This is a genomic window from Streptomyces sp. NPDC048643, from assembly GCF_040650615.1.
Classification (GTDB): domain Bacteria; phylum Actinomycetota; class Actinomycetes; order Streptomycetales; family Streptomycetaceae; genus Streptomyces.
The window spans coordinates 110,784-127,029 of sequence record NZ_JBEZHO010000016.1; the positions used below are offsets into that span (position 1 = coordinate 110,784).

16 protein-coding genes are annotated in these 16,246 nt (G+C 71.1%); 9 read left to right on the plus strand and 7 right to left on the minus strand.

Annotated features, from left to right (window positions below):
* Positions 1–212: 212 nt before the first annotated feature.
* Entirely contained in the window at positions 213–863 is a 651-nt protein-coding gene (locus AB0C62_RS18465; protein ID WP_362974350.1) for a TetR/AcrR family transcriptional regulator, read from the minus strand.
* Positions 864–980: 117 nt separating this feature from the next.
* On the opposite strand from AB0C62_RS18465, the gene AB0C62_RS18470 reads away from it, so the two are divergent.
* From AB0C62_RS18470 to AB0C62_RS18480, 3 genes are all read left to right on the plus strand, one after another.
* Positions 981–1,679, plus strand: coding sequence for a hypothetical protein (locus AB0C62_RS18470; RefSeq protein ID WP_362974352.1), 699 nt, complete (start codon positions 981–983; stop codon positions 1,677–1,679).
* 266 nt (positions 1,680–1,945) lie between these two features.
* Positions 1,946–3,025, plus strand: a complete 1,080-nt coding sequence (locus tag AB0C62_RS18475; RefSeq protein ID WP_362974354.1) for a hypothetical protein — start codon at positions 1,946–1,948, stop codon at positions 3,023–3,025.
* Positions 3,013–3,288: a hypothetical protein gene (locus AB0C62_RS18480; protein WP_362974356.1), complete on the plus strand. Its 276-nt coding sequence runs from the start codon at positions 3,013–3,015 to the stop codon at positions 3,286–3,288. Before AB0C62_RS18475 ends, AB0C62_RS18480 begins: the two co-directional genes overlap by 13 nt.
* Positions 3,289–3,418: 130 nt before the next feature.
* On the opposite strand, the gene AB0C62_RS18485 is transcribed toward AB0C62_RS18480, so the two are convergent.
* The gene (locus AB0C62_RS18485) at positions 3,419–4,651 is read right to left on the minus strand and encodes a metallophosphoesterase (RefSeq protein ID WP_362974358.1); all 1,233 of its coding nucleotides are present in this window, start codon (positions 4,649–4,651) and stop codon (positions 3,419–3,421) included.
* 302 nt (positions 4,652–4,953) lie between these two features.
* On the opposite strand from AB0C62_RS18485, the gene AB0C62_RS18490 reads away from it, so the two are divergent.
* The 5 genes from AB0C62_RS18490 (at position 4,954) to AB0C62_RS18510 (ending at position 8,530) form a co-directional block, all read left to right on the plus strand.
* Positions 4,954–5,721: an MBL fold metallo-hydrolase gene (locus AB0C62_RS18490; RefSeq protein ID WP_362974360.1), complete on the plus strand. Its 768-nt coding sequence runs from the start codon at positions 4,954–4,956 to the stop codon at positions 5,719–5,721.
* Between the two features lie 395 nt (positions 5,722–6,116).
* Positions 6,117–7,064 carry a M28 family metallopeptidase gene (locus AB0C62_RS18495; RefSeq protein ID WP_362974362.1) on the plus strand — a complete coding sequence of 316 codons (948 nt, stop codon included), beginning with the start codon at positions 6,117–6,119 and terminating at the stop codon, positions 7,062–7,064.
* A 296-nt stretch (positions 7,065–7,360) separates the two neighbouring features.
* Entirely contained in the window at positions 7,361–7,921 is a 561-nt protein-coding gene (locus AB0C62_RS18500; RefSeq protein WP_362974364.1) for a hypothetical protein, read from the plus strand.
* On the plus strand, positions 7,918–8,151 hold the full coding sequence (locus AB0C62_RS18505) for a hypothetical protein (RefSeq protein WP_362974366.1): 234 nt from the start codon (positions 7,918–7,920) through the stop codon (positions 8,149–8,151). The genes AB0C62_RS18500 and AB0C62_RS18505 overlap by 4 nt, the downstream gene beginning before the upstream one ends.
* Positions 8,144–8,530 (plus strand): GntR family transcriptional regulator, encoded by a 387-nt coding sequence (locus AB0C62_RS18510; protein WP_362974368.1) that lies wholly within the window; start codon positions 8,144–8,146, stop codon positions 8,528–8,530. Before AB0C62_RS18505 ends, AB0C62_RS18510 begins: the two co-directional genes overlap by 8 nt.
* 178 nt (positions 8,531–8,708) lie before the next feature.
* Here the strand turns inward: AB0C62_RS18510 and AB0C62_RS18515 are convergent, their stop codons facing one another.
* Positions 8,709–9,413, minus strand: coding sequence for a TetR/AcrR family transcriptional regulator C-terminal domain-containing protein (locus tag AB0C62_RS18515; RefSeq protein WP_362974370.1), 705 nt, complete (start codon positions 9,411–9,413; stop codon positions 8,709–8,711).
* Between the two features lie 134 nt (positions 9,414–9,547).
* Between AB0C62_RS18515 and AB0C62_RS18520 the strand changes: the two genes are divergently transcribed.
* The gene (locus tag AB0C62_RS18520) at positions 9,548–11,110 is read left to right on the plus strand and encodes an FAD-dependent monooxygenase (protein WP_362974372.1); all 1,563 of its coding nucleotides are present in this window, start codon (positions 9,548–9,550) and stop codon (positions 11,108–11,110) included.
* 328 nt (positions 11,111–11,438) lie between these two features.
* Here the strand turns inward: AB0C62_RS18520 and AB0C62_RS18525 are convergent, their stop codons facing one another.
* Genes AB0C62_RS18525 through AB0C62_RS18540 form a run of 4 tightly spaced genes read right to left on the minus strand, consistent with a single transcriptional unit; the run spans position 11,439 to position 16,243 of the window.
* Complete coding sequence (locus AB0C62_RS18525) at positions 11,439–12,551, minus strand: XdhC/CoxI family protein (RefSeq protein ID WP_362974374.1); 1,113 nt, start codon at positions 12,549–12,551, stop codon at positions 11,439–11,441.
* Complete coding sequence (locus AB0C62_RS18530; RefSeq protein ID WP_362974376.1) at positions 12,544–14,658, minus strand: xanthine dehydrogenase family protein molybdopterin-binding subunit; 2,115 nt, start codon at positions 14,656–14,658, stop codon at positions 12,544–12,546. Before AB0C62_RS18530 ends, AB0C62_RS18525 begins: the two co-directional genes overlap by 8 nt.
* On the minus strand, positions 14,655–15,647 hold the full coding sequence (locus AB0C62_RS18535) for a xanthine dehydrogenase family protein subunit M (RefSeq protein WP_362974378.1): 993 nt from the start codon (positions 15,645–15,647) through the stop codon (positions 14,655–14,657). Before AB0C62_RS18535 ends, AB0C62_RS18530 begins: the two co-directional genes overlap by 4 nt.
* Complete coding sequence (locus AB0C62_RS18540) at positions 15,644–16,243, minus strand: 2Fe-2S iron-sulfur cluster-binding protein (protein WP_362974380.1); 600 nt, start codon at positions 16,241–16,243, stop codon at positions 15,644–15,646. Before AB0C62_RS18540 ends, AB0C62_RS18535 begins: the two co-directional genes overlap by 4 nt.
* Between the last annotated feature and the right edge of the window lie 3 nt (positions 16,244–16,246).

Genomic DNA, 16,246 nt, shown 5'->3' on the forward strand with positions numbered 1-16,246 from the left:
GCGAACCGCCTTCCCGACCGATCTGCAGGACGCGGCCGACGATCTGGAGCGCTCGGGGGGAGTGGCCTGCGGAGTCGGCCTCTGGGGTGTCTTCGAATGCCCTCGCCGGCTCTGATGACACCACCAGCTCCGACGGCGCCGCTGGTTCTGAGAGGCTGCCATCGACGGAATGGCTGCGCCGGGCAGAAGGCGGGTGCGGCAGAGCGGGCGATTCAGGCGTGGGTGGTGTCCGGGCGGCCAGGTGTGAGGAGGTACGCCATCGCCATGTCGCCGAGTTCGTCCGCGTAGCGGCGTTGGGCCGCTTCGCCGCTGGCCGGGTCGGGGCGTACGGAGTTGTGGAAGCAGGCGCCGAGGATCGCACGGGCGGCGGTATCCAGTGCCGCCTCCGGGTCGGAACGGCGGATCTGGTCCACGTACGGAGCCGCCGCTTCGAGCAGGAGCCGATGGACCGCGGTGATGGTGCGGGCGCCGCGGTCCAGGGACTTCGTCCCCCGTACGCGCAACAGCTCGGGGAAGAGGCTGCTGCTGTCGGCGAAGGACTCCAGCAGGGCGTGCGCGTAGGCGTCCATCACGCCGGACAGTGACGGCTCGGCCTTGGACAGCCGCTCGGCCACGTACTCCTCGCGGCGGTCCAGCATGCGTTCCGTCAGCGCGTTGATCAGCTGCTCTTTGTCTTCGAAGCGGCGGTAGATCGTGCCGACCGAGACGCCGGCGCGGTCGGCGACGCCGGAGATCGTCATCTCCTCCAGGCCGGACGAGGCGACGATGTCCTCGGCCGCCCGCAGCACGCGGGCCAGCGTCGCGGCGCTCCGCGCCTGTCGGGGCTCGCGGTACGGCGCCGGGCGGTCGTGCTCGTCGGTCATGCCCCGCATCGTATCGGCGGCCGTCTCCGTCGCGACTGTTGACAAGTGGTGCCCTCCTCTGCGTACTCTCATTATGCGAATGTGAATTTACATTCGCATCATATTGGAGGTTCGACCATGACCGACAAGCAGACTTCCCCGGCTGTGACCGTGACGCTCGAGTCCGGGCCTGCCGGATCCGGGAGCATCGACGACTTCGAGCTCTTCTACGCGCGGCGTGCTGTGGACCGGTTCAGGACGCGACTGGGCCGCCAGGGCCTGCTCGATCTGCTGGCAGCGGACATCGAGGAGGGCAACGCCTTCCTGCGGGAGTGCGCGCGCACCTCCGGCGGTGAGTTCCACGCGGGGACCACGGTGCTGCAGGCGAGTGGCCTGACCTCGGGCGAGTTCCTGACCTGGATGGACGCGGCCTTCGCGGGCAAGGACGAGCGCCCCCTCCTCGCGGCGCACCCCGAGCACTACGCGATGGGCACCGACGACATCGGGGCGCGCGTCGTGGAGAACATCGGCCCCCACGTCTGCTCCTTCTACATGGGCGGCTGGGGAACGGCCGCGATGGCGTGGGCCGAGGACGCGGACGAGCTTCTTCCGGAGGCGGAGTTTCCGCGCAAGATGTCCTCGAACCTGTTCCTGGAGGACGGCACGGTCGTCGGGCGGGCGCTGATCCAGTTCGGCGACACCGCCGACGGATTCACCGCGAACCTCACGGTCTACTTCCCCACGTCCTGTCCGCAGGACGTCCTGGACCACCACCTGCGGCACTACGCCGTCGAGTTCAGGAACTGGATCGTCGCAGCGGCGGCGGCCCAGGCCTGACAGATGCCGGCGACGCTCGCCGTCGGCTGACACAGGCCGACGGCGAGCCGACATCGCCGGTCGGATGTCGGGCGGCTCGGCCTCACGAGGCTGTAGGACCCGTCTTCTGCATCAGGCCCGGCCGCCCGACACCCCAGGGCGACTCGCATCCGAGCGCCGGCACCAGCGCTCCCGGCTCTCGACGCCCGGCCGACTGCCTCCACGCCTCAGCCGACAAGGGGCCAACCCTCTCCGGCGGCCGTTACCAAGCAAGGAAAGTTCCCACCATGTCGCACCACGCCACCCCGCCCGGTACGGGACGCAAGCTGACCCTGGTCGTCCTCGGACTGGCGGCCCTGATCGCCGCGATGCTGTGCGCCTTCGCGCTGCCCTCGCTCCACAGCGGTCCGCATCACGTACCCATCGGCGTCACCGGGCCCCGGCAGGCGGCCGAGGCGATCCGGGAGAACGTCGACGGGCCGGCGTGGGACGTCCGCCTCTACAAGACCACTGAAGCAGTCGAGACGGCCGTCAAGAACAAGGACATCGCGGGCGGCCTCGCCGTCACCGGCCACGGAGTCGACGTCTATACCGCCACCGCGGGCGGTCCATCGGCCACCAGCGCCCTCACGGCACTCGGTACCAGCGTCGCCGAGCAGAACACGACGCAGGCCACCGTCCACGATCTGGCGCCGTTCACCGACGACGACCCTCGGGGCGCGGGACTGACGGCCGCACTGATGCCGATGATCTTCGGCGGAATCTTCCCCGCCCTGATCCTCAGCGGCGTCTTCCCCGGCCACCGCGGACTGCGGATCCGGCTGACGGGGGCCCTGCTGTTCTCCGTCGTGGCGGGCGCCGCCGTAACCGCCGTGCTCCGGTTCGGTACGCACTCGATCGACGGCAACTACGGGCTCACCGCCCTGGGCGTCATCCTCGGTATGGCGGCCATGTCCACCACCCTGCTCGGCCTCCAGGCCTTCCTCGGTATGGGCGGCTTCGCCCTCGGCGGCGCCCTCATGATGCTGCTCGGCAACCCCCTGTCCGGCCTGGCCACCGGCCCCCACTGGCTCCCGAACGGATGGGCCACCATCGGCCAACTGATCCCGCCGGGCGCCTCCGGCAGCCTGCTGCGCACCAACGCCTTCTTCGACGGAACGGGCGCCGGCCTTCCCGCCCTGGTCCTCACTGCCTGGGTCGCCATCGGCGTCACCTTCGTCCTCCTCGCCGACCGGCGGGGCAGGCGCTCCACGGCGCCCGAGTCCAACGCCACGACCGGCTCCGAGACGGCCGACATCTCGCATCCAACGTCGGGCTGTGGGGCAAGTCCTACCTCGCCGTCACCCAGCACGCCGTGGCGAGCCTGAAACCAGCCCACCTCAAGGCGATGGTCGCCATCGGCACCGACATCGACCTGTACGAGCAGGTCGCCTACAACGGCGGCATCCTCAACGAGGAGTTCTTCCCGCACTGGTACCGCAACGGCCTGGTGCCGGCCGTGTGCGGTGAACTCGACGCCGCGGACTTCCTCAAGGCGATGCGGGACACGCCGACCAACACCCTGTACACGGGCCCGCGGCACCTCGGGTACGTCCAGCTGCCGATCGTCCCCGGTCGACTCCACAGCTGAATAGGTGCGGTGTCGCCACGAACAACGGTTTCCGCCCTCACGGGCGACAACGCGGTCCACTGCCGGGTGCCGGTGATCTCAAACGGCGCCTCCCGCCTTCTGCCCGGGAGAGGCCGAGTCAGGTCCCTGGTCAGCGCTGCGGCCCTACGGGTGGCGTGTGCTGCGGGGACCGCAGGACGAGCAGGGTGATCTCGCTGGGGGCGAAGACGCGGAACGGCGGGCCCCAGAAGCCGGTGCCGCGGCTGGTGTAGAGCTGGGTGCGGGTGCCGTGGCGGCTGAGGCCGGCGAGGGCGGGCTGGTCGATGCGGACCAGGTGATGGAAGGGCCAGATCTGGCCGCCGTGGGTGTGACCGGAGAGTTGCAGGTCGACGCCGCCCGCTGCGGCCCGGTCGATGAACTTGGGCTGGTGGGCCAGGAGCAGGACGGGCAGGTCGGGGTCGGCGCCGTCCAGGGCTCCGGCGAGGTGGGCGCGGTGGCCGGGCAGGCCGGAGGACTCGGCGGTGACGTCATCGACGCCGGCGACCACGAGGGTGTCGCCGCCACGCTCGAGCAGCAGATGACGGTTGCGCAGCGGCTCCCAGCCCAGCTCGTCCATCAGGTCGACCCAGCCCTGGGCCTCGCTGTAGTACTCGTGGTTTCCCGTCACGTAGACCCGGGCCCGGGTGGCTCGCACGGTGCCGAGCGGAGTGGCCTGGGCGCGGCGGCGTTCGGCTGTGCCGTCGGCGATGTCGCCGGTGTGGCAGACCAGGTCGGCGTCCAGGGTGTTGACCTTCTCGCAGACCCGCGTCGACCAGCGAGCCCGGTCGAGCGGGCCGTAGTGGGTGTCGGTGATGAGGACGACTCGGGTGCCGTCCAATCCGGCTCCGAGGCGGGGGAGTTGTACGTCGAGTCGGCGCACGCGGGGCACACGGCGGGCCTCGGCGTACCCCCAGGCGAGGAGGACGGCGGCCACGCCGAGCACCGCCCAGGTGACGATCCGGGCCCGTTCCTGACCGTCGCCCACGCCGGCCACGGTCATGGCGAGGCGCAGCAGAACGCCGAACAGGACGGACCAGGTGAACAGGACCCAGCTGGCGCCGAGGAGGGTGTCCCCGACGATCGCCGCCCAGTCCTGCTGTCGCCGGCCGTGGCCGCGCGCCATCGCGAGCGGCATGGCGATCAGGCCGAGGACGAACAGGGCGGTGCCGCCCAGCGCTCCGGGGAGCGGCCAGTGCTGGCCGACGTGCAGCAGCACCACACAGGGCACGGTCCACAGCAGGACGGGGGCGATCAATGGGATGTAGCGCATCAGACGGCGCAGCCGGCCCTGCTGGGTCGCATGAGCTGCGTCGTCCGCGGATCGGGCTTCGTCGGTGTCGGTCACGCTTCCCCTCCTCAAGTGGCCGGACTGGCAATGCGCGCACTTTATCCGGTCGTCCCTGAGGACGTCTTACCGATCATGGAACGAGCGGGCAGCGTTCGGGACCGCCTCCCCGTCGGGGCGGTCACCTTGATGCAGGATCGGGCTGACTCACCCTGCGGACGGCCGATCCGCGGAGGACCTGAACGTCGGCGACGACGTCCTCCACCTCAGCCACAACAGGGCCCCGGACACAGGGCGCCGAAAGTGATGAGTTCGGCCGCGAACCGCAGTCTCAGGACGGTGACCAACCGATTGGAGTGGGCATGGGCAAGCTGCAGCAGGTGGCCGATGGCGTCTGGGTCCGGCAGAGCGAGTGGGTCTGGAGCAATTCCGTCGTGGTACGCGTGGAGGGCGGGTTGGTCCTGATCGATCCCGGCATCCATGGCTCCGAGTTGAGCCGGCTCGCCGATGACGTGGACCAGCTCGGCCTTCCGGTGGTCGCCGGATTCGCCACCCATCCCCACTGGGACCACCTGCTCTGGCATCCCCGGTTCGGCGACGTTCCGCGCTATGCCACTCCGGCCGCCGCCCACGTTGCCACCCAAGCCCGAGAGCGGGCGCGGGCGATGGCGGCGGAGAGCGCGTCCGGTGTCCCTCTCGACCTGGTCGCGCACGTCACCGCACTGCCCTCGGACGGTAGGCCCCTGCCGGGCGAGATCATCGACCATCGGGCGCACGCAGTCGGCCACGCCGCGGTCCTCCTCGCCGATCGTGGCGTCCTGGTCGCCGGTGACATGCTCTCCGACGTCCTGATCCCGCTCTTCGACAGCCGTCAAGAGGATCAAGTACGAGCCTACGAGGCCGCGCTCGACCAGCTCACCGAGGCCGCCGGGCACGTCGATGTCGTCATCCCCGGTCATGGCGCCGTGGCCGTGGGTCCCGAGGTGACGGCCCGTTTCGCCGCCGACCGTGCCTACGTCGACGCGCTACGGCGAGGAGTGGAACCGGTCGACGCGCGTCTGGGGCCGCACGCGGACTGGCTCTACGGCCCCCACAGGTCGAACGTGGAGCAGGCGGCCCAAGGACGGTAGGGCCGGGTCCCCGGAGGTCTGTCGGATCGACACCCTGACCGAACTGGTCCGCTCGACACGCAGGCCCCGTGCCCGCCCGAGGCACGTCACTTCTTGGCGGTGTTCAGCAGGCCGGAGTGGTGTCCTGGGGCGGGCGCGGTGGTGGCCGGGCACTGGACGGGCAGCCCTGCAGACGCCGTGAACCTCAAAGGCGTCCGGTCGCACCGCACCCGTGTCGAACAGTCCGAAGCCGGAGAGGCATCCGGCATACGAACACGCGTGACCGAATACCGCTCTTGACGGCTCCTCAGTCCCACCTTCACCATCCAGGCACCCCATTCACCGTGGAATCCCGGACACCCCACGCACCCCACGTGGGAACTCCGCTGGATTCCCTGGAATTCGGAGCCCCCCACATGAAGCTCTCCATTCCTGGGCGCGTCTCGGCGACCGCTGTCGTCGCGGCCGCCGCGCTGCTCACCGGCGGTTCCATAGCCGGGGCGGCCCCCGCCCCCACAGCTGCGGCCGCCGCGCCCGACCTCCCCGTGGCCAACGTCAAGGCCCACCTCGCCCAACTCCAGTCCATCGCCACCGCCAACGGCGGCAACCGCGCGCACGGCCGTACCGGCTACAAGGCGTCCCTCGACTACGTCAAAGCCAAGCTGGACGCGGCCGGATTCACCACGACCGTCCAGCAGTTCACGTCCGGCGGCCGCACCGGCTACAACCTGATCGCCGACTGGCCCGGTGGCGACACCGGCCGGGTCGTCATGGCCGGTTCCCACCTGGACAGTGTGACCGCGGGACCCGGCATCAACGACAACGGCTCCGGCTCGGCGGCCGTGTTGGAAACGGCACTCGCCGTGGCCCGGTCCAACTACCAGCCCACCAAACACCTTCGGTTCGCCTGGTGGGGAGCCGAGGAGTTGGGCATGGTGGGCTCGCGCTACTACGTCAACAGCCTCACCACCGCGAACCGTTCGAAGATCAGCGGCTACCTGAACTTCGACATGATCGGCTCGCCGAACCCGGGATACTTCGTCTACGACGACGACCCGGCCATCGAGAAGACGTTCAAGACGTACTTCACCGGGATCGGCGTCTCCACGGAGATCGAGACCGAGGGCGACGGGCGCTCCGACCACGCCCCGTTCAAGAGTGCGGGCATCCCCGTCGGCGGCCTGTTCAGCGGCGCCGACTACATCAAGACGTCCGCCCAGGCCTCCAAGTGGGGTGGCACCGCGGGCAAGGCCTTCGACGCCTGCTACCACTCCTCGTGCGACACGTCGGCGAACATCAACGACACGGCGCTGAACCGGAACGCGGACGCGCTCGCGTACGCGGTGTGGGAGCTGTCGGCGTAGCCAGGCTCCGGCAGTAGGTCATCCGCGCGCTGGGCCGTCGGACTGCGCGGGGTGTTCGGTGAGGGCGGGTAGGGGTCGGCGGCCCCTACCCGCCCTCTGCTGGGCGGGCCCGCGGTCTCCGGCTTGGGGCCTGATGGTCGCGTCAGCCCTCACGACGACGAGCCCTTCGCGACGGAATCCGTCGCTCCTCGCACGTCGCTCCTCGCATCTCCTTGTATCGATCGTTTGACACAAGATTCCGCCTAGGGCATCTTGTACTCGCTACTTGATACAAGATGATCTGAGGGGATCTCCCTATGCTCGGCACCGCCCCGCTCCAGAGCCGTTTCCTCGATCACGCCGACCACTACGCCCGCTGGTCCGGCCTGGCCATCGGCGTCATCGCCGCACAGGCACTGTCCACACTGGGCAACGTCGAGTTCGAGCAGCGTGTCGTGTTCTGCATCACGGCCTTCGGCCTGTGCGCGGTGGCGGGTGTCCTCCTTGCCGACGCGCTGACCCTGGTTCCGCAGGATGTGGTGCGCACGGCGAGTCTCGCGCCACGCCTGGTCAGAGATCATGTGCCGCCGCGTATGGGCCCCTTGATCGTCCTTCAGGGTGTCTCGCTCACCGTTCTGTTGGTGATCACGGCTGTCACGGCCTCCATCGACTCCGGCCGCACCTTCAGTACGGGGAAGGTCGTCGCCGTCACCTGCAACGGGATGCGAGCGCTCCTGGGCCCCTGGCCCGGCTTGTACTACAGCCTCCCGATGTTCGGCGCGCTCGCCATAGCCACTCCCACCTGTATGTGGGCCCTGCGCCGCATCGCCGACGGGCCGGGCGGGAAGCAACAGCGTTGCGACCGTCCTGGGCGGTGACCGGGGCCTGGGGTCTGCTGGTCTCGAGCCAGCAGTTGTACGCCGTCGTGATGGTCTCCATCTCGCTGACGGAGACGGGCTGCGCCGGGGCGTTGGGTGCGCTCACCTTCTGGGTGTTCTACCCTCTGGCCCTGGTGAACCTGTTCACCGTCGCGTGGTCCCTGGTCACCGTGGTCGCTCCGCGCGCCGTCGGCGACCATGCGGCAGAGGGGTTCCCCGGCGATGAATGAGCCCGCCGTCCGCGTCGACACCACCAGCCAGGTACCGCCGTACGCGCAGATCCGTGCCCAGCTCGGCGCGCTGATCGTCACCGGACAGCTGGCCGAGGGCGACCGGCTGCCCACCGTGCGCCAGTTGGCCACCGACCTCGGCCTCGCCCCAGGCACCGTGGCCCGTGCCTACCGCGAGCTCGAGGCCGCCGAGCTGATCCGCACCCGCCGCGGGGCAGGGTCCCGAGTCGCGGCGCCCGCGGCCGGCCCGACCCGCCCGCATGCCTCCCAACTCGCCACCCTCGCGCGCGATTTCACCTCTTCGGCCCGCGCGCTCGGCGCCGACACCGAGGCCATCCTGGCCGCGGTCCGCGACGCCCTCGGCCCGGACCGCTCCTAGGCGCTGCGCTTCGGCATTGGTGGCGGAGCTGGTGTGATGGTTGTGGGGCGAGGTGGCCGAACGTGGTGCGTTATCCGGCAGCAGGTGGGCGTGCGGCGACGGGTCACCCGCGCCACTCGCCTCTCCCCGCAGGGTGGTTCGCCCTCAAGGTGGCCTGACCGTCAGGCGTACCGACCGCTCAGCGTCCGAGCCGGGCCGCGAGTCCGTCGAGTACGCAGTCCAGGCCGAACGTGAACTCCACGTCGGGGTCGAGTTCCTCGGCTTCGATGACGCGGCGGGTGAGCATCGGGTGTTCGCCGGCCGCGAGGACCTCGGTGATGTAGGGGCCGACGCTGCGCTGCCACTCCTCCTCGCTGAGCCCGGTGCGCTGCTCCGCGCGTCGAAGGGCCTGCTGGGCGGCCACCGAACCCAGCACGTACGCACGCACGGTGCCGAGCGCCTGCGAGGCCAGGGTGATGTCCGGCGCGAGCGCGACAGCGGCGCGCAGAGCGGACTCGGAGCGTCGCAACGAGTTGGGGCCGAGCGCAGGTCTTCCCGTCAGTTCACCCGCCAGCCAAGGATGCCGCAGCAGCGTCGCACGCAACGCATGCGCGACGCCCCCCAGATCGGCACGCCAGTCCCCGGTGGGCTCGGGTACTGGGTCCTCGCCCTGTGCCGCGTCGACCATCAGGTCCACCAGCTCGTCGCGGTTGGTGATGTACCGGTAGAGCGAGGCGGTCCCCGAACCGAGATCACCCGCGACCCGGCGCATCGATACCGCCGCCAGTCCCTCCGCGTCCGCGACGGCCAGCGCGGCGGTCACGTACTGGTCCACCCCGGGTGCGCGCCGACGCGGCTCGGGGCGTGGCCGGGTCCACACCGACGAGGGCACGGGTTCGGTCATCGGAGCGGTTCCTTTCCTCGTTGACCCGCATCGTACCTTCTGGCTACGGTGTAGCCATGACGGAGACGGCGTATCCAGAACTGCCAGTGCCAGTGCCAGTGCCAGTGCCAGTGCCAGTGCCAGTGCCAGTGCCCGTGCCCGTGCCCGTGCTCGTGGTCGGAGGCGGCAGCGTCGGCCTGCTCACCGCGGCGCTGCTCACCCACCACGGCGTCCCGGTGGTGCTCGTGGAACGCCGGTCCGGGCCGTCCGTGCACCCACGCGCCACCGGCATCGGGCCACGCACCGTCGAGATCCTCCGCGAACTCGGGCTCGATACCGCCGTCGACTCCGCCGCGGTCGATCTCCGAGGCGCCGTGGGCAAGGCGGTGGCGCCGACCGTCGTCGCGATGGGCGCGGGCGACGTCGTGACCGTGCCCATGCCGACCCCGGCCTCCGACGAAATGGACGTGACGCCGTTCAGGCTGCGCGGTGTCTGCGCCCAGGACCGGCTCGACGCCGTCGTGGCAGCGGACCTGGCACGTCGCGGTGCCGACCTGCGCTGGTCGACCCGCCTGGTCGGCATCGCACAGGACTCCGAAGGGGTCGACGTCGAACTGGAGGGACCTGACGGCCGTTACTCGCTGCGGTGCACGCACGTGGTCGCCGCCGACGGTACGCACAGCACCGTTCGGACCGGGCTCGGCGTGGGGACCTCCGGGCCCGGCGATCTGGGCAAGTCGATGATCAACATCCTGTTCCGCGCCGACCTGCGGCCGCACCTGCGCGGGCTGTCCTTCGCCACCTGCACGATCACCACGCCGAAGGCCCCCGGCCTGCTGGCGACCGTCGACGGGGCGACCAACTGGGTCTTCCACGTCGCCTGTGACATCGACGGCGGAGAACGCCCCGAGGACTTCACTCACGAGCGCTGCGCATCGATCGTCCGGCTGGCGGTCGGGGATCCCGAGCTCGACGTCGAGGTGCGCAGCGTGCTGTCGTGGCGGCCCCGGAGTGCGGCGGCCGAAAGCTTCGCCGTCGGCCGTGTGTTCCTTGTGGGCGACGCCGCGCACACCGTGTCGCCCCTGGGCGCCTTCGGCCTCAACACCGGTGTCGCGGACGCTCACAACCTGGCGTGGAAGCTGGCAGCCGTCCACCACGGAGAGGCCGGTGCCGGACTGCTCGACACCTACGCACACGAACGGGAACCGGTCGCCGCGGCGACGCTGGACCAGGCGATGCGCAGGATCGCCGATCCGAAGCTGCACTGGGGACGCGGTCCTGAGGCCGACGCCGCCAGGGCAGCGGCGGGGGTGTGGGCGGCGCCGGTCGTGCACCTCGGCCAGCGGTACGACTCGGCCGCCATCGTCGACCCTCGGCCGGAACTCCCGTCCACCATCGACCTGGTACTGGACGGGTCCCCGGGTTCACGAGTGCCCCACGCGTGGATCGACGGCGTTTCCACGCTCGACATGGTGGCGTCCCGATGGACCCTACTGGCGGGCGCCACCGGCGACCGATGGCTCACCGCCGCGGCGGACCTCGGACTTCCCGCTCATCGCGTCGCGGTCCCGTGGCTCCCCGACGAAGGCGCACTGCTCGTCCGTCCGGACGGCATCGTCGCGATGCGCGCCACGACGCCGGTGACGGATCCAACCCGCTTCCTCACCGAGGTCTTGGACCAGGTGCTGGCCAGGCCGGCGCGAGTGCCGAGCAAGTGAACGGGTCGCGCAAGCCCGCAAGTTCGACGGCGGTTCGACCGGACCCGAGGGGCCGGCTGTCGGCGAGGCGGCGCACTTCAGCATTGCGAAGGCGCGACCCGGGTCAGAGGTCGGGCCGTCCAAGGACGGCCCCTCGGACCGAGCGGGAGAATCCGCTGTTGCAGGTCCCACCGTACAAATGCCCCGCCGTCGCGCCCCCGATTGATCAGACGTCCAACCGCACACTGTCAATGCCGAGTTGAGGAGCGACAGGACTGCATCACGTCCGCGTGCATCATCTATGGCAAGGGCCGCATGTCCAAGCGCTCCCGTCGGGCAAGAGTGCCTTTCAAGATGGGGGAGTTGGCGGTGGGCGGTGGATCGCCCCGTCCGTTTCCCGCAGCGGCGCCCCGCTTCCCGAGCGCCGTACCGCCACGATCTCCGCGCCGATCGACACGGCCGTCTCCTCCGGTGTGCGTCCGCCGAGGTCCAGGCCGATGGGGGAGCGCAGCCGTTCCAGCTCGGCCGTGCTCACGCCCGCCTCCCGCAGGAGGCGAACGCGGTCGTCGTGCGTGCGTCGGGACCCCATCGCCCCGACGTACGCCGCCGGTCGGCGCAGGGCGACCTCCAGAAGGGGTACGTCGAACTTGGCGTCGTGGGTCAGGACGCACAGGACCGTGCGGGGGTCCGTGTGGGTGGCGCGGAGGTAGCGGTCGGGCCATTCGACGACGACCTCGTCCGCCTCCGGGAACCGCGCCCGGGTCGCGAAGACGCTCCGTGCGTCGCACAACGTCACGTGGTAGCCGAGCAGTTTGCCGACCCGTACGAGGGCTCCCGCGAAGTCGACCGCGCCGAACACGATCATCCGCGCCGGCGGCACGCTCGACTCCACGAACAGGGTGATGTCGGTGCCGCACCCCGACGCGCTCTCCGGCACCGCGCAGACCTCGGTCCGACCGATGTCCAGCAGCGCGTGGGCCTGCGCGGCGAGCCCGGCGTCGTCAGCCGTGCCGAGGTCGCCCTCGTACGTGCCGTCGGGCCGGACGAGGAGCAGTCCGCGGCCCGCGTCGAGCACACGCGCCAGGGCCACCGCCTCGCCACGCACCGCCAGGTCGAGCGCCGCCTCCAGCGTCGTACGGGCAGGAGTGCCGACCCGGAGCGGCATGACCTGTACCTCGACCGCGCCGCCGCAGGTCAGTCCCACGGCGAACGCGTCGTCGTCGCTGTACCCGAACCGTTCCCGGACCGGAAGCCCGTCCGCGAGGGCGCTCACGCACAGTTCGTACACGGCGCCCTCGACGCAGCCACCGGAGACCGAGCCGATGACCTCGCCCGTGGTGTCGACGGCGAGGGCCGCGCCGACCGGGCGGGGTGCGCTGCCGCTCACCGAGACGACGGTGGCGACGGCGAACTCCCGCCCCTGCGCGACCCAGGGAGCCAGCTCCGAGGCGAGGTCAAGCATCGGCGCGGGCCGCTTCGGCGAGCAGGACGCGGTCGGGGCGGATCGGCAACTCGCGGTGGCGGACCCCGGTGGCGTGCCACACCGCGCTCGCGATCGCGGCGGCGGCGCCGACGATGCCGATCTCGCCGATGCCCTTGATACCGACGGGGTCGTCGGGGTCGGGATCGTCGATCCAGTCGGCCTCGATCTCGGCGATGTCGGCGTTGGCCGCGAAGTGGTAGCCGGCGAAGTCGGCGCCGATGTGCTCGCCGAACGCGTCGTCCCGCACGGCCTCCTCGTGCAGCGCCATGGACAGGCCCCACGTCATGCCGCCCACCAACTGGCTGCGTGCGGTGAGGGGGTTGATGATCCGGCCGGCCGCGAAGATGCCCAGCATGCGCCGGACCCGTACCTCGCCCGTGGCGACGTCGACGGCCGCCTCGGCGAACTGCGCGCCGAACGCGTGCCGTTCCTTCTGCGCGAGGGCCGCGATGAGATCGGCGGTGTCCGCGGTGGCGGTCACGCCGTCCTTGGGCAGGTCGGATCCGAACAGGGCCAGCCGTTCGCGCAGTTGGCGGGCTGCGACGCTGACCGCCCAGCCCCAGGAGCGGGTGCCCATCGAGCCGCCGGCGACCCAGGCGTGCCCGAAGTCGCTGTCGGCGATCCGCACCCGGACCCGCTCCGGCGCGACCTCCAGAGCCTCGGCGGCGATGAGAGTGAGGGCGGTGCGGGCGCCGGTGCCGACGTCTGCCGCGGTGACCTTCACGGTGAAGGTGCCGTCGGTTTCGGCCGTTGCGGAGGCCGTGGTGGGCGCGGCACCGGCCTGGAAGGATGCGGCGGCCACGCCGGTGCCGATCAGCCAGCGGCCCTCGCGGCGCGCTCGGGGACGCGGATCACGTTCTGCCCAGCCGAACCGGCGAGCGCCCTCCTCGAAGCAGCCGAGGAGGTTGCGGCTGCTGAACGGCAGGCCGGAGACGGGGCCGACGGCGGGTTCGTTGCGCACCCGCAGCTCGATCGGGTCGATGCCGAGCCTCTCGGCGAGTTCGTCGAGCGCCGACTCGACGGCGAACGAGCCGGGTGCCTCGCCGGGGGCGCGCATCCAGGTGGGTGTGGGCACGTCCAGAGGCAGCACCCGGTTGACGCTGTGGTGGGCGTCGCTCGCGTACATCGTGCGCCCGAACCCCGCGCTGCCCTCGACGAACTCGCGCAACCTGGAGGTGAGGTTGAGGTTGTCGTGCCCGAAGGCGCGCAGCCGCCCCTGGGTGTCGGCGCCGAGCCGCACACGCTGCGTGGTGGGGCTGCGGTATCCGGTGATCGCGAACACCTGCCGCCGGGTCAGCGAGATCCGGACGGGCCGGTGCAGTTCGGTCGCGGCCATCACGGCGGCGACGTGGTGCGAGCGCAGTCCCTTGGAACCGAAGGCGCCGCCCACGTGCTCGGAGCGGACGTGGACGGCGGACGGGTCGAGCGAGAAGAGGTGCGCGAGGTCGTCGGCGATCCACTTGGAGCCCTGGTTGGAGTCGAACACCTCCAGGCGCCCGCCGTCCCAGCACACGGTCACCGCATGCGGTTCCATGGCGCTGTGGTGCTGTTCGGGCGTGGTGTAGGTGGCGTCCACCACGGCGTCGGAGGCGGCGAGTTGTGCCTCCAGGTCGCCCTTGACGACCTCGTCGTCCGCCACCTGGTGGGCGCCGTCGTGGTCAGCGCGGAAGGTGATGTCGTGCGGCTCACGGTCGTACTCGACCACAAGCGCGTCGGCGGCCTCGCGGGCCTGCTCGGAGGTCTCGGCGACGACGAGCGCGACGGGCCAGCCCGCGTGCGGCACCCGGTCGTGCTGGAACACCTCGATGATCGGGTCGGGGCGGCCGAGCGCGCCCACGACGTCGTCCCGCACCCGGGGCGCGTTCCCGTGGTGCAGCACGGCGAGGACTCCGGGCATGCCCAGGACGGCCGCGTCGTCGATCGTACGGATGCGGCCGCGCGTCACGGTCGACAACACCAGCCAACCGTGGGCGAGATCGGTGAACGGGATCTCGGCCGCGTAGCGTGCGGCGCCGGTGACCTTGTCGCGGCCCTCGATCCGGGTGTGGGCGACGCCGACCGCGTCCGCTCCTGCGACGGTCGTCATCGGGCGGCCTCCTCGTTGAGTTCGGTGAGCAGCGCGACGATCAGGTTGCGCAGCAGGGGCACCTTGTACGTGGCCTGGGGCAGCGGCTCGGCGGCGGCGAGTTCGGCGTCGGCGGCGAGCGCGAACGTCTCGCCGGACGCGGGCCGGCCGATCAGCGCGGCCTCGGCGGCGCGGGCCCGCCACGGCCGGGACGCGACCGCTCCGAGGGCGAGCCGCACATCCCGTACGACACCGTCCTCGATGTCGAGCGCGGCGGCGGCCGAGCCGATGGCGAACGCGTAGGAAGCGCGCTCGCGGACCTTGCGGTAGCGGGAGTGGGCGGCGACCGGCGCGGACGGCAGGGTGACGCCGGTGATCAGCGCCCCGGCGGGCAGCGCGGTCTCCAGGTGCGGGGTGTCGCCGACCGGGAGGTAGAAGTCGGTGAACGCCAACTCGCCGGCTCCATCGACGGTTTCGTAGTGCACGACGGCGTCGAAAGCGGTGAGGGCGACGGCCAGGTCGGACGGGTGTACGGCTACGCAGTGGTCACTCGCGCCGAGAATCGCGGAGTTGCGGTGCTCACCCGTGGCCGCGGGGCAGCCGCTTCCCGGAGCGCGCTTGTTGCACGGCTTGGTCACGTCGGTGAAGTACGGGCAGCGGGTCCGCTGCAGCAGGTTGCCGCCGACGGTCGCCATGTTGCGCAACTGCCCGGAAGCGCCCGCGAGGACGGCCTGGGTGAGCGCCGGGTAGCGGCGGCGGACCTCGGGATGGGCGGCGAGGTCGCTGTTGCTGACCGTGGCCCCGATGCGCAGACCGCCGTCGGGCGTCGACTCGACCCGGTCCAGCGGCAGTTCACGTACATCGACCAGATGCGCGGGACGCTCCACGCCCGCCTTCATCAGGTCGACGAGATTGGTCCCACCGCCCAGGAAGCGGGCCTCGGGGTCCGCGCCGAGCACCGCGACGGCGCCGGGAACGTCACGCGCGCGCTCATATCCGAACTCCCTCATACCTGGGCCTCCTTGGCGTCCTCGGCCCCGACGGCTCCGGTCTTGGTGTTCTCGGCGGCCCGGGCGACGGCCCGTACGATCGACACGTACGCGCCGCACCGGCAGAGGTTGCCGCTCATGCGCTCACGGATCTCCTCCGGCGTCAGCGCCGGCGGGCCGGCCTCGGGTCGCACGTCGTCGGTGACGGCGGACGGCCAGCCCGCCGCGTGCTCCTCCAGAACGGCGAGCGCCGAACAGATCTGGCCAGGGGTGCAGTAACCGCACTGGTAGCCGTCGAGTTCGACGAACGCCTCCTGCACGGGGTGCAGGCGGCCGTCCTGGGCGACGCCCTCGACGGTGGTGATCTCGCGGCCCTCGGCGGCCACGGCGAACTGCAGGCAGGAGACGGTCCTGCGGCCGTCGACCAGCACGGTGCAGGCGCCGCACTGCCCCTGGTCGCAGCCCTTCTTGGTGCCGGTCAGGTCGAGACGTTCGCGCAGCGCGTCGAGGAGGGTGGTGCGGTGGTCGACGGGCAGGGTGTGCTTGTCACCGTTGATGTGCAGGGTGACGGTGCTGGACGTGGGGGAGAGGTGAGGGGTCGTCCCGGCTGGGGACATGTA

Coding starts and splice junctions, on each gene's coding strand:
- AB0C62_RS18465 (WP_362974350.1), bottom strand. CDS start 863: ATGACCGACGAGCACGACCGCCCGGCGCCGTACCGCGAGCCCCGACAG.
- AB0C62_RS18470 (WP_362974352.1), top strand. CDS start 981: ATGACCGACAAGCAGACTTCCCCGGCTGTGACCGTGACGCTCGAGTCC.
- AB0C62_RS18475 (WP_362974354.1), top strand. CDS start 1,946: ATGTCGCACCACGCCACCCCGCCCGGTACGGGACGCAAGCTGACCCTG.
- AB0C62_RS18490 (WP_362974360.1), top strand. CDS start 4,954: ATGGGCAAGCTGCAGCAGGTGGCCGATGGCGTCTGGGTCCGGCAGAGC.
- AB0C62_RS18495 (WP_362974362.1), top strand. CDS start 6,117: ATGAAGCTCTCCATTCCTGGGCGCGTCTCGGCGACCGCTGTCGTCGCG.
- AB0C62_RS18500 (WP_362974364.1), top strand. CDS start 7,361: ATGCTCGGCACCGCCCCGCTCCAGAGCCGTTTCCTCGATCACGCCGAC.
- AB0C62_RS18510 (WP_362974368.1), top strand. CDS start 8,144: ATGAATGAGCCCGCCGTCCGCGTCGACACCACCAGCCAGGTACCGCCG.
- AB0C62_RS18515 (WP_362974370.1), bottom strand. CDS start 9,413: ATGACCGAACCCGTGCCCTCGTCGGTGTGGACCCGGCCACGCCCCGAG.
- AB0C62_RS18525 (WP_362974374.1), bottom strand. CDS start 12,551: ATGCTTGACCTCGCCTCGGAGCTGGCTCCCTGGGTCGCGCAGGGGCGG.
- AB0C62_RS18530 (WP_362974376.1), bottom strand. CDS start 14,658: ATGACGACCGTCGCAGGAGCGGACGCGGTCGGCGTCGCCCACACCCGG.
- AB0C62_RS18535 (WP_362974378.1), bottom strand. CDS start 15,647: ATGAGGGAGTTCGGATATGAGCGCGCGCGTGACGTTCCCGGCGCCGTC.
- AB0C62_RS18540 (WP_362974380.1), bottom strand. CDS start 16,243: ATGTCCCCAGCCGGGACGACCCCTCACCTCTCCCCCACGTCCAGCACC.